The organism is Psychrobacter sp. PAMC 21119, from assembly GCF_000247495.1.
GTDB lineage: Bacteria > Pseudomonadota > Gammaproteobacteria > Pseudomonadales > Moraxellaceae > Psychrobacter > Psychrobacter glaciei.
Map to the genome: position 1 here is coordinate 16294 of NZ_AHVZ01000025.1, position 25201 is coordinate 41494.

The 25201-nt window shown below is 42.1% G+C and carries 24 protein-coding genes; 11 read left to right on the forward strand and 13 right to left on the reverse strand.

The features are described 5' to 3' along the window. Positions 1–162: 162 nt before the first annotated feature. Both RH96_RS09825 and RH96_RS09830 read right to left on the reverse strand, forming a co-directional pair. A complete protein-coding gene (locus tag RH96_RS09825) occupies positions 163–699 on the reverse strand; it encodes a GNAT family N-acetyltransferase (RefSeq protein ID WP_010200507.1) in 537 nt (178 codons plus the stop codon). Positions 700–767: 68 nt separating this feature from the next. Next, on the reverse strand, positions 768–1148 hold the full coding sequence (locus RH96_RS09830) for a hypothetical protein (RefSeq protein ID WP_010200509.1): 381 nt from the start codon (positions 1146–1148) through the stop codon (positions 768–770). A gap of 350 nt (positions 1149–1498) precedes the next feature. Between RH96_RS09830 and RH96_RS09835 the strand changes: the two genes are divergently transcribed. The 4 genes from RH96_RS09835 (at position 1499) to RH96_RS09850 (ending at position 4869) form a co-directional block, all read left to right on the forward strand. Further along, the gene (locus RH96_RS09835; protein WP_010200510.1) at positions 1499–2002 is read left to right on the forward strand and encodes a GNAT family N-acetyltransferase; all 504 of its coding nucleotides are present in this window, start codon (positions 1499–1501) and stop codon (positions 2000–2002) included. A 212-nt stretch (positions 2003–2214) separates the two neighbouring features. Next, a complete protein-coding gene (locus tag RH96_RS09840; protein ID WP_010200512.1) occupies positions 2215–2712 on the forward strand; it encodes a GNAT family N-acetyltransferase in 498 nt (165 codons plus the stop codon). Positions 2713–2874: 162 nt separating this feature from the next. Then, positions 2875–3330 (forward strand): hypothetical protein, encoded by a 456-nt coding sequence (locus RH96_RS09845; protein ID WP_010200513.1) that lies wholly within the window; start codon positions 2875–2877, stop codon positions 3328–3330. A 261-nt stretch (positions 3331–3591) separates the two neighbouring features. Next, positions 3592–4869, forward strand: a complete 1278-nt coding sequence (locus tag RH96_RS09850; protein ID WP_010200514.1) for a hypothetical protein — start codon at positions 3592–3594, stop codon at positions 4867–4869. 11 nt (positions 4870–4880) lie between these two features. On the opposite strand, the gene RH96_RS09855 is transcribed toward RH96_RS09850, so the two are convergent. From RH96_RS09855 to hisF, 8 genes are all read right to left on the reverse strand, one after another. After that, positions 4881–5573, reverse strand: a complete 693-nt coding sequence (locus RH96_RS09855) for a thiopurine S-methyltransferase (RefSeq protein WP_010200515.1) — start codon at positions 5571–5573, stop codon at positions 4881–4883. A 782-nt stretch (positions 5574–6355) separates the two neighbouring features. Beyond that, a complete protein-coding gene (gene glmS, locus RH96_RS09865; protein WP_010200517.1) occupies positions 6356–8200 on the reverse strand; it encodes a glutamine--fructose-6-phosphate transaminase (isomerizing) in 1845 nt (614 codons plus the stop codon). A 15-nt stretch (positions 8201–8215) separates the two neighbouring features. Next, complete coding sequence (gene glmU, locus RH96_RS09870) at positions 8216–9592, reverse strand: bifunctional UDP-N-acetylglucosamine diphosphorylase/glucosamine-1-phosphate N-acetyltransferase GlmU (RefSeq protein ID WP_010200519.1); 1377 nt, start codon at positions 9590–9592, stop codon at positions 8216–8218. Positions 9593–9847: 255 nt separating this feature from the next. Next, complete coding sequence (locus tag RH96_RS09875) at positions 9848–10429, reverse strand: phosphatidylglycerophosphatase A (RefSeq protein ID WP_010200521.1); 582 nt, start codon at positions 10427–10429, stop codon at positions 9848–9850. 3 nt (positions 10430–10432) lie between these two features. After that, positions 10433–11458, reverse strand: coding sequence for a thiamine-phosphate kinase (gene thiL, locus RH96_RS09880; RefSeq protein ID WP_010200523.1), 1026 nt, complete (start codon positions 11456–11458; stop codon positions 10433–10435). 2 nt (positions 11459–11460) lie between these two features. Next, positions 11461–12573: a transcription antitermination factor NusB gene (gene nusB / locus RH96_RS14625; RefSeq protein ID WP_010200524.1), complete on the reverse strand. Its 1113-nt coding sequence runs from the start codon at positions 12571–12573 to the stop codon at positions 11461–11463. A gap of 261 nt (positions 12574–12834) precedes the next feature. Then, complete coding sequence (gene ribE / locus RH96_RS09890) at positions 12835–13356, reverse strand: 6,7-dimethyl-8-ribityllumazine synthase (protein ID WP_010200525.1); 522 nt, start codon at positions 13354–13356, stop codon at positions 12835–12837. Positions 13357–13655: 299 nt separating this feature from the next. Further along, positions 13656–14438: an imidazole glycerol phosphate synthase subunit HisF gene (gene hisF, locus RH96_RS09895; protein WP_010200526.1), complete on the reverse strand. Its 783-nt coding sequence runs from the start codon at positions 14436–14438 to the stop codon at positions 13656–13658. A gap of 188 nt (positions 14439–14626) precedes the next feature. Here hisF and RH96_RS09900 point away from each other — a divergent pair, with 188 nt between their 5' ends. Genes RH96_RS09900 through RH96_RS09920 form a run of 5 tightly spaced genes read left to right on the forward strand, consistent with a single transcriptional unit; the run spans position 14627 to position 18568 of the window. Continuing rightward, positions 14627–15793, forward strand: coding sequence for a homoserine kinase (locus RH96_RS09900; RefSeq protein ID WP_010200528.1), 1167 nt, complete (start codon positions 14627–14629; stop codon positions 15791–15793). A gap of 60 nt (positions 15794–15853) precedes the next feature. Beyond that, a complete protein-coding gene (locus RH96_RS15260) occupies positions 15854–16186 on the forward strand; it encodes a hypothetical protein (protein ID WP_010200530.1) in 333 nt (110 codons plus the stop codon). Next, on the forward strand, positions 16187–17110 hold the full coding sequence (locus tag RH96_RS09910) for a class II glutamine amidotransferase (protein WP_010200531.1): 924 nt from the start codon (positions 16187–16189) through the stop codon (positions 17108–17110). Between the two features lie 25 nt (positions 17111–17135). Continuing rightward, positions 17136–18077, forward strand: a complete 942-nt coding sequence (locus RH96_RS09915) for a hypothetical protein (RefSeq protein WP_010200532.1) — start codon at positions 17136–17138, stop codon at positions 18075–18077. Next, positions 18077–18568, forward strand: coding sequence for a hypothetical protein (locus tag RH96_RS09920; protein ID WP_010200533.1), 492 nt, complete (start codon positions 18077–18079; stop codon positions 18566–18568). The genes RH96_RS09915 and RH96_RS09920 overlap by 1 nt, the downstream gene beginning before the upstream one ends. 3 nt (positions 18569–18571) lie before the next feature. Here the strand turns inward: RH96_RS09920 and RH96_RS09925 are convergent, their stop codons facing one another. Together RH96_RS09925 and RH96_RS09930 are read right to left on the reverse strand one after the other, a co-directional pair. Beyond that, a complete protein-coding gene (locus RH96_RS09925; RefSeq protein ID WP_010200534.1) occupies positions 18572–19120 on the reverse strand; it encodes a YchJ family protein in 549 nt (182 codons plus the stop codon). Positions 19121–19170: 50 nt separating this feature from the next. Beyond that, positions 19171–19887 (reverse strand): metal-dependent hydrolase, encoded by a 717-nt coding sequence (locus RH96_RS09930; RefSeq protein ID WP_010200535.1) that lies wholly within the window; start codon positions 19885–19887, stop codon positions 19171–19173. A gap of 113 nt (positions 19888–20000) precedes the next feature. Here RH96_RS09930 and RH96_RS09935 point away from each other — a divergent pair, with 113 nt between their 5' ends. Beyond that, on the forward strand, positions 20001–21041 hold the full coding sequence (locus tag RH96_RS09935; protein ID WP_010200536.1) for a DUF3025 domain-containing protein: 1041 nt from the start codon (positions 20001–20003) through the stop codon (positions 21039–21041). Between the two features lie 288 nt (positions 21042–21329). Next, entirely contained in the window at positions 21330–24158 is a 2829-nt protein-coding gene (gene acnA, locus RH96_RS09940; RefSeq protein ID WP_010200537.1) for an aconitate hydratase AcnA, read from the forward strand. Positions 24159–24459: 301 nt separating this feature from the next. Here acnA and RH96_RS09945 read toward each other — a convergent pair whose 3' ends face one another. Next, positions 24460–25176: a hypothetical protein gene (locus RH96_RS09945; RefSeq protein ID WP_010200538.1), complete on the reverse strand. Its 717-nt coding sequence runs from the start codon at positions 25174–25176 to the stop codon at positions 24460–24462. Positions 25177–25201: the final 25 nt, after the last annotated feature.

Genomic DNA, 25201 nt, shown 5'->3' on the forward strand with positions numbered 1-25201 from the left:
GAAACTTTTTAGTTTCTTTTAATCCAAATCTAACCACCATTTACAATAACTTCTGTTATGGGAACATGTTCTGTGCGCTATACAGGCATCGAACTATCGGCTGTCTCTCAGAGTTTTAAGTATATGACAATCTCGGGGTGGTTTAATTAAAGTTAATAACACTTATTCATAGATAGCAGACTGCCACCTAGATTTGTCAATAGACATATTAATAGTCGTCCATTGCTTACCATCAACCATTACATGTTGATTTATCAGTGGGTTTTTGACAAAGCCAACTTGCTCATAGCATTTAATAGCCCCCACATTCCAATCATATACATTCAAATGCACATATTCACACGCCATATCATCGAAAGCCTTGTTCAGTAATAGTCGTATGATTTTTTTACCTAAACCTTTACCTCGCATATCAGGATGACCAATCAGTACTCTACATAGCTTAGAAGTCTTATTATCTTCACGGTAAATCTCTGCCATCCCTATAGTTTGGGTGTTTAGTAACCCATTATCATGACTTTCTGTGAAAGTAACTTTAAATGAATACCTTCGGCTATCGTTTAAATATTCTTTTATTTGCTCTTTATCAATAGGGTATTGAAAAATACCACCGCTAAATTGAATCAATTCATGTTCATTACTAATCCAGCTATTCAAAAAATCATAGTCATCAGGTATAAATGGTTTCAAATAGATCATTACCAATCCCTATTGTAATTAACGCCTCATCATATTAGCAAAACGCTGAAGTAAGGGGATACTCTTCTTTATACACAGATTTTGCTAACCGTAATTTCGTTTTCGTACTTACCAGTAGGTCCGTAACCACCTTCAGAGCCGATCACTCCGACCACGCAAGTTTCAAACAACTTGTAATAGTCATCTTGACCAGTTTCATTTGAGTCTTCCACCAAAAGCTGTTTGGGATCTGCCACATAGTAGACTTTGCCATTCGCATCCAGCTCATATATTTCAAAACTTCTTTTAAAGATTCCACGCACTTCTGCTTCTTCTGGAATTTTATTTGTTATGGTTTCTGATGGGTTTTCTTTGACTTCATTAACGCTATTAGACTCTTTATTGCTGCAACCTATACTCATAAATATAAGTGTCGCAAATCCTGCTACTGCCAATCTGAAGTTAGACATTGAGCTTTTCCTGTAAAAGATATTAATAAATTAGACTTCATATAAAACGAGGTAAAAAAATCTGGTTATAAATATAAACACAATTCTTTTTTTAATAGATTATTATCGACTAAATTAAGAAGTTCTACAATGGAATTGACACTCTTTAATGGAAGAGTCTTACTTCAATACTAAGCGTTCAACACACCTTAGTAGGAACTTAAACCTTTATGGCAAGTTGCTGTCAATTGGGATAAATTAAGGGTTCAATATTTGGGTTGTCGATAGCAAAATATTGTTCGTCTCATTGCCAAAGTCGACATCAGTCAACATGCAAATTACACAATGATTCGTATATAAGGATAAGTATAATGAAAATTGAAATACGTCATGCTGAGCCAGAAGATGCAGAGGCATTGCAAGCCATTTATACCGATGAGGCTTTATATGCAAATACTTTGCAGTTGCCTATACCATCTAAAACCCTGTGGCGCAAACGACTAGCAGATATACCTGACAATATGTATGTATTGGTAGCTGAAGTTGAGGGTGAAGTGGTGGGGAATCTGGGGCTTGAGACCATGACATCAAAGCGTCGACGCCATGTAGCAAGCTTTGGGGTCAGCGTAAAAGCCACATCACAAGGAAAAGGTGTGGGGCGAGCACTTATAACTGCAGCGCTGGATTTGGCCGATAATTGGTTGGATATAAGACGTATTGAGATTACTACTTACACTGATAACACCGGAGGCATTGGTTTATACAAAAGCTTGGGCTTTGTGATAGAAGGTGAGATGGTGGATTATGCTTATCGCAACGGTGAGTATGTCAATGCCTATCAGATGGCAAGAATTCGAAAAGCTAAAAAAGGATGATATTGATAAAGTTTATATCTAAGATAGCTTATTTCAGTGTTATGCATAAATGTAAAAAGTCACTACCAAAACCGAGTTGCCATAAGCTACCTTTATGCGATTCGATGAATGAGATTTAGTCTCCGACAATCTCGAAGCTGTTTAGGGATCTTAGATGATGTATTTTTAGCTACGCTATGGTATTACCCTAACCTTTAACGATGGAGTGCCACATGTTTTTTATACGCAAGGCAAACCAGAACGATGTATCAGATATTGCTCATATACACTTTGAAAGTTGGAATGCTACGTATTCGAACCTTTTACCCGAAACATATAGAGACCAAGAAAATAACTTGTCTCAAAAAATGAAAATGTGGGAGAAGGTATTACCTAGCTCTGGTGTGAAGACCTGGATAGCATATGATGCTGAGGATACTGCTGTAGGGTTTATCTCTTACTTTAAGAAAGATCACGAGTGTGAAATAACCACTCTGTATCTCTTACCGCAGTACCAAAAATTAGGAATAGGTACTAAGTTAATGGACTCAGCCCTAGTTGACGCTTCTCAGTGTAATAGCTGCTCTAGTCTATCTTTATGGGTGTTAAAAACCAATCTATCTGCGATTAGTTTCTATGAAAAATTTGGTTTTGAGTCTGACGGGCAATGTGATGAAGAGCTATACGAGGAAACCAAAATAATAGATATCAGAATGGTAAAACCACTCTAATATCTGTTATTTTAAATATACTCAGTGGCTGTACAGTGACTAACGGAGTTACAAACGTATATCTATCTTCTCTTGACTACCTTTCTGAAATAGGTGCTACTCTAGCTATAAGCCAATAAATCAGGAATAAAGAAAATAACTTTTAACTTAAAGGTTTCACTGATGAATAAAACACTAAGTGTAATCGTGGCAACTTGTCTGCTAGCTGGTTGTGCGTCAACAAGTAGTATGAAAGAAAATAACAGTGAAACTGAGCCTGATATAGATAAATCCACTATACCCAGCGGAATCTTTACTTACTATGATGACCCTGCACGATATCACCTACCCGTTGAATACTTTTTAATAGGTAAGTTTGTCACGCAAAACGACTGTTTATTATTTGAGGCAGATAATGAGCTTTATACGCCTGTACTGCCAGCGAAATATACGAAATATACAAAAGGCGACGCTCAGATAACAGTAGGTAACGAAACGTATAATATAGGAGAAACCGGAGATATTTCGGCGCGGCCTTTGGAAAAAAAATATATTGGTAAATTTATCACTGAAGGACCGTCTCACTGCCTACTTGCTAAGCTTATGAAAATAGAAGTTCGAGGTGTAAAGTCTCCATAATTTGTTTGTAGAGCCTTTCATAAAAAGTGTGTAACTGCTTATAAGTCACTAACTGGAAAATAAGCAATGACTACTCAATATGACATTAAACTACTCGTTCCCTTGACGTATAGTCAAAAAACTCTGAAAGTTAATAATAAGATTGTACGTCAGCAATAAGCCATTCTTTGCTAGATTCACGTGCTTTAATTTTAAGGGATATCAAAAATCTTAATCTATAAAATTGTCTCAAACAAGCATCTGCGTATAGCATTGCTGTTTTTGCTCATTCAGCAAATTATTGTTGCTTCATCAACGTACTTTATTGCTCGCCTTGCACAAAGTCTGACCGAAGACACTATTTCAATTTTGTATATGGTGCTATTTGCCGTCTCTTTAGTAGCAGTCTATGTCCCTGCATATTTTTGTGTTACCAATACAGAACGCGCTAAGTACGACGCTCATAAGCTGTACAACGATAATTTTCATGCTGTCTTTTTAGGCAAGACTTATTTGTTATCTAGCGACGAGTTACAGAGTACGGCAACGACAACACTCGCTCAAGAAAGCAACTATACCCTCGAAACAGTCATTGATAGTGTTTTTGATATTTCAGCGTTGGTACTCAATGTCTTATTTAACGTGTTGGTCATTGCTTGGTTTTTGGATGGCACCTTATTGCTTGGTTATGCAGTAGGTATTATTTTTGCTTCTGCGTTTGTGCATTATAGACGACATGCTTTAAAAACGGCTGCCAAAATAGATCAGCAATCACGGTTGAATTTAACCGCTAAACTTTTTGATAGTTGGGATAACGTCGTTATTTTCAATAAGCATAATTACATGCTCTATAATAATATTGTTCAAAAAAGCTTTTCAACAGCAAAGAATAATAGCGTCAAATCCACATCGATTCAGCACATTAATTCAAGCTTAGGTATGATCATACTGATGCTGCCAGTCTTTCTGGTCACTGCTTTTATCCTCAATAAAAACTGGCATGATGCTGCGACGATAGCGGTACTAATTGCCACGTTGCCCAGACAAATTCAGCTATTGCAAATGTGCTATGCCTTGATTGGCTACCATACCAGTATTGGCGTTATTAAAACGATGCTAGATGGCATTTTGGAGGTCTTAAAACCTACTACTGTGGATTTAGATACCTACATTCAGGCAAACCAAATACGTGTGAAGCAAACAGGGGGAATTTTTGATTTAACACAATTACCCAAGCAAGGTAGAGTAACCTTGGTCGGTAACAATGGCGTTGGTAAATCTTGTATGTTGCTCAAACTAAAAGAGCACTACCAAGAGCAGGCTTACTACTTACCCGCCAAGCACAATTTGTATTTCAATTACAAAACAGATAAAGCCCATAAGGGTTCAACAGGACAACAACTCATCAAACAAATTCAAGAAATTAGAGAGGACGACCAAAGTACAATTGTCATGCTTGATGAATGGGATGCACATTTGGATAAAGAAAATACTCAAATCATAGATCAGTATCTTGATGAGCTTGCCCAAACAAGACTGGTAATGGATGTTAGGCATTGATTTGTAGAATATTATTTTTTAGATACTAATGTATAGACAAGACGATATCCTGAATCACCTGCGGTAGAAACATAGTCTACTTTTTCTTGGGCTATTAAGTTTATCTCATAGTACTCAGCATAATATTGTTCAAGTTGAGATCGTGTCACTAAGAAAGGAGGTAAGTTTTTATGATTATCGCTGCGCTGCTTTTCACCGTCATAAGCAAAAGATAAGAGAAGTTGGCTTGCTCTATTACTAAGCGCCATCATTTTCTGTGTATAGCGTGTACGTAGATTATCAGGCTTCATATCTGGAAAAGCAACTAATGCACCACGATCATAAATAGCATCTATTATTCCGATGTCGATAGGCTTTAAATCAAAGATATCACCTACCCAAATTTTGAGAGTTTGTCCTTCGTGTTCAGCTTGATAATAGGTGAGGCTAGGGGTAGTTGGATGTAGCGATACTGTCGCTTGCAAATCGTTTTCGGCAAAAAACTGTATGACTGCTATTTCTGACAGCTCAACACCAATAACGTCAAAACCCTGACTGGTAAACCATAGCATATCCACGCTCTTACCGCATAAAGGCACAAAAACGCGACCATTTTTAGGGGTGTTGAGTGCTTTGAAATGATGTATTAGCATGGGATTTGGTTTTTTCTGAGTAAAATTAGTTTGGCTATTTTGCCATGCATCTTTCCAAAATTCAGGATTCATAAAATTAACCTTTGTTATATATAGTTGCTTCAAAGTAGAAGTGTTATGCCTACAATTACTAGGGCGTGTCCTCATTTTAAAAATGGTGATAAAAATGAGATAAATTGCAGTCAAACGAGGAAAATAGCGCAGATAATATCAGGATATTAACCAGCTATTTAACGATGCTTGGCAAAATTTAGCCATTTTTAGCCCGTTTAGATATGATCAATTGAATTGAGGACACGCCCTAGCATAGAACAATTCATATAAGTATTTTTCCATCGTTATTTTATTAGACTAGGTTTGACTTGTTGTTTTGCTACAGACACGTTTAAGCTGTCTTAAGATGCAACTGGCTTTGATATATCGGTTGATCAATGATCAAAGTAGACAATCAAGAAGACAGAAAACTGATATGTTGTTTGGAACGATCCATTTTGATAATACCTCAGCTTTTCAATGTGCAAAAAGCGTCGGGCGTGATGATATTGGGGGGTATTTGTGGGTGGCAACCGGTATCAAGTAGGATATTTGCAGGCTTTTTTTATATTTAACGGTTCTTATGTCCAAAGGTTCGGTGAGAACGTACTGTTGAAGATATGTCAGAGATTTTTATCCAAGGTTTGTAGTCGGCAAGCTCACCTTGACCTCGGCCTTCTTTAAGCCACTTCTCTTGTTTTTTTGAGAGCATAAAAAACCCCTGCTAATGTTTTATTAAACAATAGCAGGGGTTAATATATGAGTTAATAGGATGATACTTTATTACTCGCCTACAAATATATTAAAATCAATGTTTTATATTATTCGACAGTCACTGACTTAGCAAGATTACGCGGCTGATCGACATCTGTACCGCGCATCACAGCAACATGATACGACAGCAGCTGTACTGGCACGCTATAGACGATAGGGGCAAGCGTCTCACAAACATCGGGTACATATACCACGTGTAAACGATCTTCTGCGACCATTTGACTGGCTTCACTAGCGAATACGAATAGCTCACCGTGACGTGCATGAACTTCTTGCATATTGGCTTTAAGCTTATCAAACATGCTGTCCTTGGGCGCAAGCACCACGATAGGCATATCCTTATCAACCAAAGCTAATGGGCCATGTTTAAGCTCACCAGCGGCATAACCTTCCGCATGAATATAAGAGATTTCTTTGAGTTTTAACGCGCCTTCCAAGGCGATTGGGAATTGAAGACCACGACCTAGGAACAGGCAGCTTTTCTTATCTTCAAAGCTTTCGCTCATGGTTTTGATAGGCGCATCTAGGTTTAAGCTGGCATGCAGCTGACCAGGTAGCTGTTGTAACTCACCGAGTAATGTGCTCAATCGCTCGCCAGTCATACGTTGCTGAACCACCCCAATCTTTAATACCAATAGCATTAATGCCACCAGCTGCGTGGTAAAGGCTTTAGTAGACGCCACACCAATCTCAGGTCCCGCGAGGGTCGGTAAGAAAATATCGGTTTCACGTACCAATGATGAGGTCGGTACATTACATAAGGCTAAGCTAACTAGCCCTGCTGGGGTTTGTTTTTGGGTATCACGCAGCGCTGATAAGGTATCAGCCGTCTCACCAGATTGAGAAATACAAATGACCAGTGTGTTATCGACGACGACAGGGTTACGATAACGGAACTCACTGGCTACTTCGACTGAGCAGGGCACCCGTATCAGACTTTCAAACCAATATTTGGCTACCATGCCCGCATGATAACTGGTACCACAAGCGAGGATTTGCACATGGCGAATATCTGCTAGTAGCACTTCATGACGCTGCAAAAAGTCATCGCGTAATTTAGAGGTTTCACTATTATTTATGGCCATCTCGATAGTACGTGCCACTGCGTCCGGCTGCTCATAAATTTCTTTGAGCATATAATGCTTAAACTCACCTTTATCCGCATTATGTTGGGCGGCATCAATCTCATGTATCTGGCGTTGCACTTCAACACCATCTGCATAGACCTTAATGCTATTGCGAGTCAGCTTGGCAATGTCACCTTCTTCTAGATACATAAAGCGGTTGGTAACGGGTAATAGCGCCAACTGATCGGAGGCGATGAAGTTCTCACCGATACCCACACCAATGACGAGAGGTGAGCCTAAACGTACGGTAATTAGCTCATCTGGGCAATCGATATGCACAATACCAAGCGCAAATGCACCATGGAGTAATGGAATAACCGCACGAACCGCTTCTAATAAATCAGGCGTGTTTTTATAAATATCATGAATCAGATGCGCAACGACTTCGGTATCAGTTTGCGAGGTGAATTCATAGCCCTTAGCCATCAGCGTTTCTTTTAGCTCGGCATAGTTCTCAACGATACCGTTATGCACCACGGCAATCTTGCCTGATACGTGCGGATGGGCGTTACGTTGTGCAGGTTCGCCATGCGTGGCCCAGCGTGTATGCGCAATACCAATATGACCATCAAAAGCGTCTGGATTGACCGCGACAGCATCGACCAATGCTTGTACTTTGCCGACTTGGCGCTCGCGGTGTAGCTCACCATCACGAATGACTGTCAAACCAGCTGAGTCATAGCCGCGATATTCTAAACGTTTAAGACCTTCAAGCAAGATATTGGCGATATTACGCTCAGCGACTGCCCCAACTATTCCGCACATAAGTATTCCTTAAATTTATTTTTTGATTGGACGCTGAAAGTCATTTTTTTGCACTTGACGTGCGCGACCAAAGGCTAATGCTTTACTATCAACATTTTTAGTAATGACTGAACCTGCCGCAATCGTTGCGGTATCTCCAATGGTGACTGGCGCGACTAGGCTAGCGTTAGAGCCGATAAAGGCATTATCTTCGATGATAGTCTGTGATTTATTGACACCATCATAATTACAGGTGATGACACCAGCGCCGATATTGACGCTTGTACCGACGGTTGCATCACCGATATAGCTTAAGTGATTGACTTTACTGCCTTGACCGATGGTCGATTTCTTAATTTCTACAAAATTACCGACCTTACTGTTATCAGACAATACGGTTTCAGGACGCAAATGGGCGAAAGGCCCTACATCAACACCTGCACCAACCTCGGCGCGATCAATCACACAATACGGTTTGATATGACAGGCGTTACCAATTTGGGCATTTTTGATAACACAGCCTGCTTCGATATAAACATTATCACCCAAAGTACAGTCGCCTTCGAACACCACACCGACATCGACGAATACATCTTGACCGGCTGTTAAGGTGCCACGAATATCAACGCGGCTCGGATCAGCAAACTGTACACCAGCTTCTTGCAAATCGGCAACCAGTTTACCCTGCCATGTGCGCTCTAAGCTAGCCAGCTGTTGACGGTTATTGACGCCTTCAATCTCAAACGTATGCTCAGGCTCAATCGCGGCAATCGTAACACCATCAGCGACGGCCATTTTAACGATATCAGTTAAATAATACTCTTGTTGTGCATTATCGTTAGAGAGCTTTGGCAGATATTTATGTAGTAGGGTATTGTCGACGCAATAAATACCGCTATTAATCTCTTGGATGCTTTGCTCATCGGTGCTGGCATCTTTTTGCTCGACGATGGCTTCGATACTGCCTGCTTGGTCACGCTTGATGCGACCCAATCCAAACGGATTGTCGACAGTAAGTGTCAGCATAGACATACCGTCAGTATTAGCCACCTTTAATGCCGCTAGCGTCTGGCAGCTAACCAATGGTACATCACCATATAGAATGAGGCTTTGCCCTGATTTTGGCAAATCAGACAAGGTCACTTTAACGGCATGTCCTGTCCCTAACTGTTCAGTCTGGGCAACCCACGTAATTGAGGATTGGGTATATTGGTTAGCAATTTCTGATTTTACTTGCTCGCCACCAAAACCATGGACGATGATAGTTGCGTCAACAGTCAGCTGGTGACAGGTATCTAATACGTGACTTAATAAAGACTTACCGGCTAGGGTCTGTAGCACTTTTGGCTTGGCCGATTGCATGCGCGTGCCTTTACCAGCAGCTAGGATAATTACAGAAAGAGGAGAGGTCATAGTAGCTCGTTAAATGTAACAAAATATAATTTATGATTATAGCGCAAACGCCCATGCAAAAAAACGTAATGCCGTGCAAGCTTTGTAACTTAAGGTTATACAAAGGGTTATATAGTCAGTCATACAAAAAAGCCGAACCGCGTATCTGTTTATGTAGTCGGTTCAATATAGTTTAGATACCATAAAGGCAAGTGAAAGTACTAGAAACAGTCGACTAAGCGAGCCTGACACCGTATCTGATCTATAGAGGATTGACTACAACAGCATACCGAGCATTACAACGAGCCATACCGCTGCCGCCATTACGCCAGCAATAATATCATCAAGCATAATACCGAGACCACCGGCGACTTTTTTGTCTGCCCAACCGATCGGTGGTGGCTTAATAATATCAAAAAAGCGAAAAAGTACAAAAGCGATGATAAGTGCAATGATAGATAAATTTTGTGAAATGTCTTGCCAAAAACTGGCAGTAGACACCCCCATGTAAGAAAACGGCAGTAAAGTAATCCAAATGCCTGCCCATTCATCCCAAACAATATGCGGATCATCATGACCTTGCATTAGCTCTGAGGTACGACCACATATCCAAATGCCAATGAGGCAGGACAAGATGGTAATAATCAAAAATGGCACAAAACCTAAGCTCATTAGAGGTATGGCGACGATTAAGCCACCAACTGACCCCCAAGTGCCGGGAGCACGGCGTGGCAAGCCACTACCTAAACCGATACCGAGCCAATAAACCACACGATCAAGCAGGCTAGCATTTACGGGCAATGGAGGGCAGTCATTGGCTTTGCTGATGTCAGGCTTAGATAGGTCGTGATCAGTCATGGATTAGCCTGTGAAGTGTTGGTAGCCGGTAAGGGTGGGCCATGTAGAAAACGGCGCGGGATGAGTCGGTGTGACTGGCTGTCCTTGATAAAATAACTCAGGACGTAAAGCGGTCGATGTGTCTGTGTCTTTATGATTTGTCATCGCAGTCACCTCACCGATACAGGTGACTAGCGTGTTGCCAGTAGGTGGTTCAATATGCGCAGGTAAAGTAAAAGCCAATTCATAATCATCGCCACCCGCCAGCTGACACAATAAGCGCTCAGAAAAATCTACGCTTGCCAATGGTTTGCTAGTAGGTAGCTGCTCCAGATTAAGCAGCATACTAACGCTGCTTTGTTGGCAGATATGGCCAAGATCTTGATAAAGACCATCAGAGATATCTATCATCGCGGTTGCACCATTTTTTGCCAGTGCTGCCCCTAAGGCAATACGCGGGGTAGGCATATGCAAACGATGGGCAAGCTCTACGCCTTGAGCACTGTTAGGATGTTGCAGGGCATAGCTGGCATCGCCGAGCGACCCTGATACGTAGACTTTATCACCAACTTGCGCCCCTGAGCGATAAATAGCTGGCGTGTCTGCGGCAAGTAATCCTTGCGCGCTGACGCTGAGTACTAAGCGCTCGCTGCGTGTGGTATCACCACCAATGAGAGTCACCCCGAATAATTGGCAGGCATGAAACAAGCCTTTGGCAAATTCAGTCAGCCATTGCTCGTTCGCTAAACGTTCAGGCAATGCTAATGCTAGCAGTATACTATGCGGTGTTGCGCCCATAGCGGCAATATCTGAGACATTAACCGCCACGGCTTTATAACCAATCGCAAACGCCAATTCGTCAATGTGTTGCCAGTCGGCATGAAAGTGACGACCTTGAACCAGCGTATCAATACAGCTGACCAAGCGCGAGCCTGCAGGCAATGCTATGACGGCTGCATCATCGCCGATACCTTTTTCGATACCGATTAATGGTGCATGTGCCGCTTGCATTTGTGAAAATATGCGCTCGATCAGCTCAAATTCATTCATGGTTAGTCTTGGCTTTTCGTATCAGTGTCGTCTGTTGCAGTAACATCTGATGTGGTCTCTTCTGAGTCAACATTGAGAATATTAGAGTCCGTTAGACCAGTATCTGCTGTGGTATTTTCTTCATCGCTGTCGTCATTGACAGCATCAGCAGCTACATTTTCTTCAATAGGCTGTTCATCAACGACGATATCTTTTTCAACAATACGCTCTTCGACAATGCTTTCTTCGACAATGCTTTCTTCTACAATAGGTTCTGCCGCAGTCACTGTTTCAACACTGTCGTTTTCAACCGTGTTTTCAGCAGCATCTTTCTTACTCGCCTTAAAGTCACTAATATTTGCACTGGCTTTACTAACGCTACTACGTTTGACGGTAGCATTATTGGCACTGATACGTGGTTTGTTTGAAGCAGTGAGTGTTTCTTCCATAGCATGGGTATCGGCACTGTTATCTGTATCAGATTCTACTACCGGTTTAGCGGCCGCTTTTTGTGAGGTGCGTAGATTGGCTTTACTATCTGCTTCTACTTCGGTAGCGCGCAGCTCAACTGCCATTTTATCAAGGACGGCATTAATCAGTTTATGGGCGTCAGTGGCACCAAAGTGATTATTCAGCTTCATCGCTTCGTCAAGCACGACTTTATAAGGGATTTCTAAACGGTTTTGCAGCTCATAAGAACCAATCAAAAGAATAGCGTGTTCAACGGTATCGAGTTTATCAATTTCACGATCGAGATACTGACTAATAAGCGCATCTAACGCCTCAATCTGCTCAGGAATATCGCGCATCATTTCATGATAATAGCCGATATGTACGGTATGCATGGCATTGGTCGCGCGCGTACGGGCAGCGATATCATGCGGCGCATTGGCTTTCCAACCAAGCTTACCGTCTACATCAAAGCGACGATCAGTGACGAGCCATTCGTATAGACCTTGCATCGCAAAGCGTCGCGCTTTACGGATAGCGGTGTGACTGGTCTTGTAAGAAGACTCACTCATATCGAAGGTTTGATCACCCGCACTGCTGCTCGCAATACGCGTGGCTTCAGCTTGACTATCATTGGTTTGGGCGGTTTTCGCAGCGTTAATAGCGCGCTTGAGTTGGTCAGTCATAGGGGGTCTATACCTAGTTTTAAGATAAGAAGTTTTAAAATAAAATGTTAAATAGTAGTCGGCTGGCAAATTTACCAGACAGTTTTAGATACTGCTGTTGAACATTTAAATGACATACTTAGGGCTATCGCAGTAACCATAGCCCTAACAGATTTAATCAACAATAATACTTATCAATAACAATGCTACTTATCGATAAAGAATGGTGCTGAATCGTGACTCAAAAATATTCAAATGCTGATAAATGAGCAACGCATTCAATTAAGCGTCATCACTATCGTCATCGATGTCTAGCTGTGATAGCACTGCAATCATCTCTAGCACGACCATAGCGGCTTCAGAGCCTTTGTTACCGGCTTTCGTGCCAGAACGTTCAATCGCTTGCTCAATGCTGTCGGTCGTCAATACGCCATTCGCGACTGGGATATTATAATCAATCGCAACGCTGCTTAGGCCTTTAGCTGATTCACTCGCGACAAAGTCGAAATGCGGCGTGCTACCACGAATAATCGCGCCTAATGCAATGATGGCATCAAAACGGTCTGATTCAGCAGCGCGCTGAGCAACCAATGGCAATTCGAAAGCACCAGGAACGCGAATAACGGTAATATTGCTACCCAAAACACCATGACGAAGTAGGGCGTCGATTGCACCATCTACCAATGATTCAACGACAAAACCGTTAAAACGACCAACCACGATACCAATACGGGCATCTTCATTCTGATGTAAGTTACCATCAATATGAGTCACGTCATTGCGTTGCTGTTGTAAATTCGACATAAAAATATCCTTCGCCTAATGGGCTTTTAATTAAAATGTAGGAGTAGCTAAATATAATGATAGATTCAAATAACACCAAACCCAAAAAGTACGATTAGCTATGTCAAACTTGTTCAGTACTACAATGCGTAGTACTTACACTCATTTTCCTTGCTACTCTAATTTTTGTGAATGGTATAACTTATTCGATTGGTTATCACGTATACGAATTGACCGTTAAATGAACGAAAACCAAATGATAATAAGCAGTTAGCGCTATGATAACATTTTTTCTAATTTATTTGCATTTTACAAACGTATTACAGGCGCATCTGTATCCCTTGCGCTGCCATATATTCTTTGGCTTCCTGCACGGTGTACTCACCGAAGTGAAAAATACTGGCGGCAAGCACCGCATCGACGCCGCCCTCTAACACGCCTTCTGCTAAATGCTGTAGGTTGCCGACGCCGCCTGAGGCAATAACAGGGACATTGACGCGGCTGGTGATTTGCTTCATTAAGGCCAAATCATAGCCTTTTTTGGTGCCATCACCGTCCATCGAGGTGACCAGTAATTCGCCAGCACCCAGTTCAGCCATTTTGCTTGCCCAAGCAACCGCATCGATACCCGTTGGCTTGCGACCACCATGGGTGAAAATCTCCCAACGCGGCAAGATGATGCCATCAACTTCAATATCTGCAACACGTTTGGCATCGATAGCGACAACGATACATTGATTGCCGAATTTTTGTGCCGCTTCGCCAACGAATTCTGGGGTAAACACTGCTGCTGAGTTGATCGCGACTTTATCCGCGCCAGCATTGAGCAAGTTACGGATATCAGCGATTTTACGCACACCGCCACCGACGGTTAATGGCACAAATACCGTTTCTGCCATACGCTCAACCGTATGATAAGTGGTATCGCGCTCATCGTTGGTGGCAGTAATGTCCAAAAAAGTAATCTCATCTGCGCCTTGTTCGTTGTAGCGTTTGGCGACTTCAACAGGATCGCCTGCGTCCTTGATATCGACAAATTGCACGCCTTTGACCACACGGCCATTATCAACGTCCAAACAAGGAATGATACGCTTTGCTAACATAGGGTCTTTCACCTTATAATCAATTCTCTCAATGCGCTAGTCTAGCAAAATCACCGCCATATCAGGCAGATTTTCGCAAGATTATTACGCTTTTCGCTATCGTTTGCTCAGGCGCGTTACAATTGTCGCCATTGCTGTTTAAATCTATCCTATTTAACTTTTTATTTAATTGCCAAAAGTGAGATGTCATGTCCGTCTATACCCAGTTAACCAATGATCAGTTTGCCGCCTTTTGTCAACGCTTTGGCGTCTCGTTTGCACGCGCCATTCCGATTACCCAAGGTATCAAAAACTCTAACTGGTTTATTCAGACAACTGATGACGTAGATGGTGCGCACTCTTATGTATTTACCTTATTCGAAGAGCGTCCACCAGAAGACATCGAAAAAATGGCCGTTATCCTCAATCAATTAGATGGTAAATTACCGGTCGCTGCGCCGTTATCATTGGTTGATAGCGAAGAAAAATGCTATGTCATTCAGTATGATAATAAAGCCATTACTCTAGTGCCTTGCTTAGCGGGCGCGCATCCACAGCAAACCACGCAAGCGATGTGTCATGAAATCGGTGCCGCCTTAGCGATGCTGCACGAGACCTTGCAGGCGTTGCAACCTGCTGAGGAATATGGCGTACCTTTGTATCCATGGTCAGAAGTTCGTGACCGTGAAATGCAGTTTATGCCCGGTGACGAAGCTAAGCTCATGAGTGATATTTGGCAATCTTATACAGATTTGCCGCTTGCGACTTTGCCAAAAGGCTTGTGTCATTTAGACATGTTTGCTGATAATACCTTATGGAACTTGTCGTTAAATAATAGCCAAAAAGGCGAAGAGTGCTTAACGGGATTGCTAGACTTTACCGAGGTCAGCGTCGAGCATTATGTGATGGATATTGCCATTACAATTAATGATTTTTGCACCACGTGGGGCGATGCCGAACAAGGCGAATCGGTGAATTTTGACCGCAATAAAATGGCGGCATTTTTACAAGGCTATGAGTCAAAACGTCCACTTGGCAACGATGAAAAACGTGCGTTATCGGTTATGCTGGCAAAAGCGGCCGTTATTTTTTGGCTGTTACGTTTGAATGTTATCCATTACAACCGTACCGAAGGGCGTACGGGCGATAACATCATGGTCAAAAACCCTGACTTGATGAAACGCCTTGCTGCTTATCATTGGGCTCATGTAGAAAAACCGCAAAATAATACAGTATTTGTGCTTTTGGGGAATAAAGTAGACAATCAAGTAGTCGGTGTCTTTAGCAACATCACGCAAGCCGAGCAAGCACGTGAAAAATTGAGCAATAGCAGTGAGTTTGCAATCAAAGAATATACGCTAGATCAATTATCGTAAACATTGCTTACGCATTTATTCTAGTACCAATTTTAGTACCGAAACCTTAGAGGCGACCCCATGACCGATCAAGTTGATAACTGGCACAAACTGGCACGCTACGACACCAATATGCAAGGCGAGCTGCATGCCAATCTGCTGCGTAACAATGGCATTACCGTGTCCTTGCAACCGCTAAGTGCCATTCCAGGGATGAATTCTGGTGTCGTCCTGTGGGTAGAAAACACGGATTTGGCACAAGCGCAGCGTATCCTAGATGGTGTTGAAAGCGACGACAATACTGGAGCAGATTTGTTGGCTAGTATGAGTGATATAGAACTTGGTATTGTGTCAGGTAGTCCGGTTAATCAAAGCTCAGCAGATAACCAATTTAATAAAGGCGGTAACGCATAAATGTGTCAACTCCTAGGAATGAACTGTAATACCCCGACGGATATTGGTTTTAGCTTTGCTGGCTTTCGCAAGCGCGGCGGCATGACGGACAGTCATGAAGATGGCTTTGGCATTGCATTTTTTGAGCGTAGCGAGTGTGCCAATGATGACAGCTCTAAGCGTGATGAGTCGGCAAATGCCTCAACGGGACTGCGCTTGTTCCATGACAACCGACCAAGCCATCTGTCACCAGTCGCCGACCTAGTTAACAACTATCCAATCAAAGCCATGAACGTCATTGCGCATATCCGTAAAGCGACTCAAGGGCAAAATTGCTTGGCGAATACTCATCCATTCGTCCGTGAAGTCTGGGGTGAGCAGTGGGTGTTTGCGCATAATGGACAGATGAATAGCGAATTTATCAAACGCTGTCAGCGCTTGCAAGACAACGGTAACGCCTCACATTGCCAGCCCGTCGGCAATACAGATTCTGAGATGGCATTTTGCTATTTAGTTAATCGTCTAAAAAGTAGCTTTAAGTCGCGTCCCGATGATCAAACGCTGTTTAATTTTTTGACTACTCAATGTCGTTATTTATCCGCCAACGGTCTATTTAATTGTCTAATATCGAATGGTCGATGGCAATTGGCTTATGCTGGTAGCTTATTGTTTTATCTCACGCGCCAAGCACCTTTTGGGGAAGCCAAACTGTCAGATGATGATTTGGCAATTAACTTTGGTGATGTGACGACGGATCAAGATAAAGTCACTATTTTAGTGACCGTTCCACTCACTGAAAATGAAAAATGGCAACAGCTAGCGGTCAATGAATGTCTCATCTTCCAAGACGGCGAGATCCTGTTTAAAGACAGCCCAAGCCAGCGCAAATTTTTGACTATTGATGAAGGTATTGCGGTGGCACGAGCGGTTGGAGCGAGTGTTTAGGGGTTAACTTTTTGTAGAGAAAGATATGAGAACTAGTGAAAGTACGTTTTACGTTTTTAGATACTCTTTAGTGGAAGAAAAGCAAGAAACTTTAATTCCCGTCAAGTTACCTACAATTAAAGGGGATGCCATTAAAGTAGCAGTTACAGATGATAGAGAGTGGATGGATAAAAACGTAAAGTTTAGTTTTGTAGGGTTTAGTGATTCTATTAGAAGGGACAGCAAAGAAACAAATAAGCGATCAAGTATTCTTATAGGAAAGTTAGCTAGATTAAAGAAAACAAATGTTGGTGAGAAGATTCCAGGCGATATTGTTAATAGCGTAGAAGACGATTGGATTCCAGTTATAGTAATATTCGATACAGTTGAACAATTAATTTTTGTTCAAAAAAGCTCTAAATTTGGAGATGTAAAGTATATTGCTAAGAAGCTACAGAAAGGATTATTTGATCCAATTCTATTAAACTATAATTATAGGGTTTTTGTTGAACCTATACCTGTTAAAGGCGAATTTTGGCATGCCGTTAATAAATACAATAGAATTTACGAACTTAACTTGATCTTGATTTCTCCTAATATTTTAGAAACTAACAAAAAGGCTAGAAGTGCTTTAGAAGCATTGCATAGCTTGTATTCTCAAGATAAAACAGAAATTAAGATGAAAAGTGAGTCTGGAAATTTAAAAATCCCTGAACTACCTACTGAAGATTATGTAGAGTATATCGAAGAAGGCGAGGGTGAATGGAAACTTAAAGTCAATGATAACGGTGTTAGAAAAATAATTTCAAGTGCTTCGTTGACAGAAACTATTGAACTTCCTGTGCATAAGAATGTAAATGAAGTTTTACTAAATAGCCAATATGAGCTTGATGTGCAAGAGGTGCAAGATTACGATAACGTACAAAGTAGGGTAGCAACAAAGCTAACAGATAGGATACTAGATTTTATCAAGCGTAGACATGATTAATGCAAAAGTTAATAACAATCTTTTTAATCACTTTTATTATAGTATTAGTATTAATCACTTTTACTAGTGGAAGTGTTTTGCCAGTATTTTCGAGATTGTTTGAAGGCTATTTTGCTATATTAACGGTCTTCGGTGCTACATCTATCGCTTTTTCGAATTACTTAGATACTGTTATACGAGATATTTCTGAAAAGAAGAAATTAGAAGATTTAGAAGCCTATTCAAATGTAGTAGATAGTTTCATCGATTTAAAAAATGAATTAATATCAAACGTTCTCCTATTTGTCGGATTAATAATTGCTAACTATATCCTTCTAGGAGTTGTTGATCTCAATATAAATATATGCATTTTGGGAATAAAAGTAAATTGGATTATCGGTAGTGTTCAACTTTCTCTATTTGTCGTAGCTACATACATAGTTTATAACCAAATCTCGTCTTTCAAAACAGCTAACGAATTTAAAAGGGTAATACTTAAAGGCGAGAGCTAATCATTACCCTAAATAACCCCCACAACACCTCTTAAACTTTTCACCAGAGCCGCAAATACACGGCTGCTTTTGGCTGACAGTCATCTCGACCGTAGGATCTAAAAAATACCAACGCTCATCATTATTGATTTTGTCTGTCACCTTCACAAAGGCAGACAACTCATGATGTGCTTGCAAATCCTCATTTGTCTTGAAATAAGCCTTAAACTCAACCTGCGCATGGCGTTTACCAAGTTTTGGTGTATGCGCTACGATTTCTAATCCTGCCCAATCTGTCTCTTTTGCCCAAGACTCAATCGCCTGAACATCTAGCAAGTTTTGCTGTACAGGTAGCAAGGTCTTAACGATATATTCTGGCTTGACCAATACAAACGCACTATAACGCGACCGCATGAGACGCTCAGCAGAGCCCGCTTTTACGCCATCTGTCTTATCAGCTTCTTCGCTCAATAAACTGTCATGATAAGGCTGACAGCAATCTTTATAAAGTAGCGGTGAGCTCAAAGATTGTGATATTGGATTGACTTGGCAAGGGCAGGTTTGTAGAGACATCGACATTATTTACTCGAGTTGATATTCATTTTTTAACAGTTTTATAAATTTTAATTTAGCCAGCTTTTTATCAATTCTGGCCATAGACCGATTTTCAGCTTTGCCCAAGGTGCTGGGTCACGTAGTTGCTGCCAAAATTCATCGAAAGGTGGCGCAAAGTAGATCAAGAGCGCAAGGATGACATACAGCAGCAGATACCACCATTTATCTTTATGCTGATAAAACTTCATCGCCGTACCCGATGAGCGCTTCATTTTCATATTTGATAAATTAACGCTATATAGCTCATCTAATGCCAAATGTACCATTGCGCCACTGAATAAAAACAAACCGTAAAACCAGCTGGCCGTCAGTGGAAGTTGTAGCACGCTGTAGCTTAGGTAGGTTAGCCCCAGACCCAGTATCGCCATATAGGGTACAGAATGCATGACGCCGCGATGTACGGTCATGGTGGTAAAGATATGAAAAACCACGTAACGCATAAAACCGTAGCCAGCTAGCCATAAAGCTATTAGCGCCAATAAGCTCAGATCACTACGCCAATGCATCACCAGACCAAAGGCAAAGATAAACGAGGTGATATTAAAACCCAGCTTAATCGGTGTCGAATTGTCAGAATCCAAATCAGGCAGCAGCCCACCGATGGTACCGAGCGCCACGCACATCAAAAACCCTGAATCATCAATCAATCCCGCTTTATAAACCGTCAAACTCAGCGTACCACTGGCCATGAATGCGACATTTAAGTGGGTATTAAAATTTGCCATAAAGATTTGCCATAAAATATCGCTAAAAAGGGTGCTTAAAGCTGCCTATCTCGCAGCAAAAAAGCGCTCTATGATACCATAGACAAGCCCTACGTCTACTAGAGATCCGCCCCATGACCGTCATTGATTTATCCACCACACTCCATTCTGATGTGCCTATTAAAAGCCTGTCTACACGCGACGGCAGCCTTGATAAAAGCTTTGCTGAAATCGATTGGCAAGCGCCGTGGTTGGCTCATTTACACCAATTGGATTATATCAGTAACGCCATCGCTCAGCTCAGTGGGGCAAATGCTGAAGGCTTTGACAATGCTGAAGGCTCTCATAAAGCTGAAGGCTCTAACGGAGACGAACCAAAGAGTCGGTTTAACGTGATTGCTAAGGTTTTAAACGAAGCGTTAAACCAGAAAAGTGAGCATTTGCAAAGCCAGCTACCGACCACCAAGCCCACGCAAAATACTCAAGCGCATACGCTAAACTTTGTCTCACAGCATGCGTTGCCAGAAGGCGAGGCGTACGAGAGCTTTATCGCTACGACGGGGAATATCCCGACGCGTGACAACTTGCATGATTTATTCAACGGTAGCATTTGGCTGACCTTTCCGAAGACTAAAGCACTGCTCAATTATTATCATATGGCGGAGATTGCCCATCAGGGAATTGGCGCTAGTAGAGGACGCGTCCGCGATACCATCACCGTATTTGATGAAAATGGGGCAGTGCTAGTGACGTCTGAACCATTTATTGGCGAGGCGCTGATTGATTTTAATTGGCAAGCAAGTTTGGTAGAGTCACGTAATAGCTGGGACAATCCACAGCAACTGAATCGTCAGTCTCAGACTGCGGTTTATATTTTTGGTCATGCACTGCTGGAGCAATTAATACGACCGCGCAAACCTTTATGCGCCCACAGTATCGTTATTGATGTGTCGCAGGATTTTTTTAGTTTATCGTTGTCCGCACGCATGGTCTATTTAGACAGCAAAATTGCTCAATATATGGATAAATTGTTGTCACAAGATAACGTCACACCGCGTCAGCTTGCCCCTTTACCTATTTTGGGCGTGCCGCATTTTTGGGCAGAAAATGCCGATATGAGCTTTTATGAAGACCCTTATGTGTTCCGTCATGGTCGCCGCAAAAGCAAAAAGTGAAAAATCATTGAACACCTTATTTATAAACCGCTAAGCTGCTATTGCGTTTACGATTGTGCCACGATTTGACTACGTCTAGGCGTTAACAAAGCGCTCTAGATTTGTTATGGTAAAGGAGAGTCGTTATGAACGACGCAAGGTCTAATGATTTTTCTTCGAAATTCCAACTATGAAAATACAAAATTCATTTAAGCCTTTTTCAAACGAATACCTTTATAGCAAATCCATCTAGCCACCAGTTATAACAATAAATTCATAACAATCTACCCAGTAGATAAGGAAGCTACCATGAGTGATATCTTTGACGTAAAAGACACCCTGTCGGTCGATGGCAAGGAACATGCCTACTACAGCCTGCCTGAGCTGACCAAAACTTATAGCAATATCAGTAAACTGCCATATTGCATGAAAGTCGTATTAGAAAACCTACTGCGTAATGAAGACGACGGTCAATCTGTCGGTAAAAACCACATCGAAGCGGTTGCCAATTGGGACGCAGGTGCTGAAGCTTCAAAAGAAATCGCCTTTATGCCTGCTCGCGTCGTCTTGCAGGATTTCACTGGTGTACCATCGGTCGTCGATTTGGCCGCCATGCGTGATGCGGTGGTTGAGCTGGGCGGTAAAGCCGAGCAAATCAACCCGTTTATCCCTAGTGAATTGGTCGTTGATCACTCCGTGCAAGTCGATGCTTATGGTCGCGAAGATGCGCTAGATTTGAACGAAAAGATCGAATTTAAGCGTAATAATGAGCGCTATGAGTTCTTGCATTGGGGTCGTAACGCCTTTGAAAACTTCGTTGTCGTACCGCCAGCGACTGGTATTGTCCATCAAGTCAACCTTGAGTACTTAGCACGTGTGGTGATGGCTGCTGACGTAGATGGAGAATTAACCGCTTATCCTGATACGGTGTTTGGTACTGACAGTCATACTACGATGATTAATGGTATCGGTGTGCTTGGTTGGGGCGTGGGCGGTATTGAAGCAGAAGCTGCCATGCTTGGTCAGCCATCATCGATGCTGATTCCACAAGTCGTTGGTTTTGAGATGACTGGTAAATTAACCGAAGGCGTGACCGCTACAGATTTGGTATTGCGTGTGGTTGAGATGCTACGTGCCCATGGTGTGGTTGGCAAGTTCGTCGAATTCTACGGTGAAGGCCTACACAGTATGCCGCTCGCCGATCGTGCAACGATTGCTAATATGTCACCAGAATATGGTGCGACTTGCGGTATCTTCCCTATTGACCAAATGGCGATTGATTATCTGCGCTTATCAGGTCGTGACGAAGCTCAAATTGAGCTGGTTGAAAAATATGCCAAAGCACAAGGCATGTGGCACGATGCCGACACCCCAGCAGCGACCTATTCAAGCAACTTGCATTTAGACTTGTCCTCAGTACAGCCTGCGCTTGCTGGTCCTAACTTGCCACAACAGCGTATCAACTTATCTGATATGCATGAAAAATTTGGTGAAACCTTAGAAAAAATGACTAAAGACCGCAAGTCAGAAGTCGAAGGTAAAGTACGCTTTGACCAAGAAGGCGGTGAGCAAGAGCAAGCTGAGGCCTTAGCAGCGCAGCCAAAGGTCAATAATAATCAAAATGATGGATATCAGCCTGCCAATGGGGTGTTCTCCACAGTAAAAATTGATGATCGTGATCATAAGCTGCGTGATGGTTCCGTGGTTATCGCAGCGATCACCTCTTGTACCAACACCTCAAACCCTGCGGTGATGATTGGTGCTGGGTTGGTAGCGAAAAAAGCTGCTGCCAAAGGTCTCAAAGCTAAGCCTTGGGTAAAAACCTCACTAGCACCTGGTTCTAAAGTCGTCACTGATTACCTAGAAAAAACCAAATTGATGGATGAGCTAGAAAAAACGGGCTTTTACTTAGTCGGTTATGGTTGTACGACTTGTATCGGTAACTCAGGCCCGCTTCTCGAATCTATCGAGAAAGGTATTGAAGAAAATGACTTGGTCGCTGCGGCTGTACTGTCTGGTAACCGTAACTTTGAAGGTCGTATCCACTCGCATGTGAAAGCAAGCTACTTGGCGTCACCGCCATTGGTCGTCGCTTATGCACTCGCTGGTACGGTCGATATCGATATGACTACCCATCCGCTAGGTCAAGACCAAGATGGCAATGATGTGTTCCTAAAAGACATCTGGCCAACATCAGAAGAGATCAATGAGCTGATTGCCAACAATATCGACGCTGAAATGTTCCGCAAAAACTATGGCGAAGTGTTTGACGGTAGTGCTGCTTGGAACGCCATTAGCTCAGCCGATAGCCAGCTGTATCCATGGGATGAAGGCTCGACATATATTAAAAACCCACCGTTCTTTGATGGTATGACCATGGAACCAGACGGTATCCGTGATATCGAAGGCGCACGCATCTTAGGTCTGTTCGGTGATTCAATCACGACCGATCACATCTCACCAGCGGGTAATATCGATCCTGACTCGCCAGCAGGCAAATACTTGCAAGAGCGCGGTGTGATGCAAGCCGACTTCAATAGCTATGGCTCACGCCGTGGTAATGATGCGGTCATGACTCGAGGTACTTTCGCTAATATCCGTATCAAGAACACGATGATGGGTGGTAAAGAAGGCGGCTATACGTATTATTTCAAGGGCGACAGCGCCACGCTACAAGACGGTGAAGAAATGGCCGTCTATGATGCGGCGATGAAGTATAAAGAAGACAAGCGTCCCTTAGTCGTCCTTGGCGGCGCGGAGTATGGTTCTGGCTCTAGCCGTGACTGGGCAGCTAAAGGTACTATTTTGCTCGGCGTAAAAGCGGTACTAACCAGCTCGTTTGAACGTATTCACCGCTCAAACCTAGTCGGCATGGGCGTGTTGCCATTGACCTTTAAAGAAGGTGAAAACGCTGAGACTTACAAGCTCGATGGTTCAGAAGTGATCAGCATTAGTGGTCTCGATAATGGTGAAAGCAAAACCGCCAAAGTCACCGCCACTCGTGCTGATGGGTCGGCCGAAACCTTTGAGGTAAACGTCGGTCTACAAACGCCAAAAGAGCGCGAATACGTGCGTCATGGCGGCGTGTTGCACTATGTGCTACGTCAATTGGCGGCTGAGAATAAAGACGCTGCTTAATGACTGGTTAGACTTAGCATGACAAAAAGCCCAATCCCAGTAAAATAGGGATTGGGCTTTTTTATTGGGTGAGAAGGAATAAGTAAGTATGTGAGACAGTTTTTCTAACGCAAGGAAAATCTGTAATTTTCTGGTAGTCTTGGCTAATATTGTTTTATTGTCTAAGCGACTATTCTTGATCAAGTCGCTGTATGCTTTTTACCTTACCAAGGTACTGTTATTATTAGGATTAATCTGCACTTTAAGATAACTGTTAATAGTTCATTCAAGACTTTTGCTACCAATCATTGGTAGCAAAAATTCAAAGACTCTCTACATCGATATCAGCGGAACCAAACATATCTCTTGGTATCGTATTTTCTATAGAAGGCTTCGGGATTTCTCTTGCTAGTACTTTCTCTGAAAACTGCACGATTGAGTAAATTAAATTATACGCATCAGATAAGTTAGCGGCGTGCTTGCCTGCAGTTATTGAAATACCGCCACTTCCATTAACAAAGTTAACCATGCCATTAGATTGTGCTAGGTTTTCTGTAATCGTTCCTCTCATTATCCCAGGACGTATAAAATGAGTTTTTATTTTAAGTGGAGATCCGCTTGCTACAGTAAACCAACTAACTGAACCAAGAACAGATGAATTCAAAGCTACAATTTGGTCAGCTTTCTGTGCGATATGAGCCGAAACATTTCTAATATCTCTAATGTTTTGTAGTTTGGAGTTTATTTCATTTTTAGAAAATTCTTTAGGCAGAGTATGAGAATTTGGTTGCAACACCCACAAAGACCTGAAACGATCTGCTGTATCAATGAATGCCCAAACATCAAGAAAAATGTGTGTAAATCCTGTCGTATTTTTCCCATTAGAGCTTTCAAAAGATAGTTTGGTTAATGAGTCACACATCCTACTATATGCCATTTCAATGATTTCTATAGCATGTCGCATCCCATCAATAAAAACAGCTTGTTTGGGATGCATATTTACTGGAAGATTTAGCAGTGGTGAGCTTTCTGTAATCATATTTTTACTCTATAGGTTGTCTAAA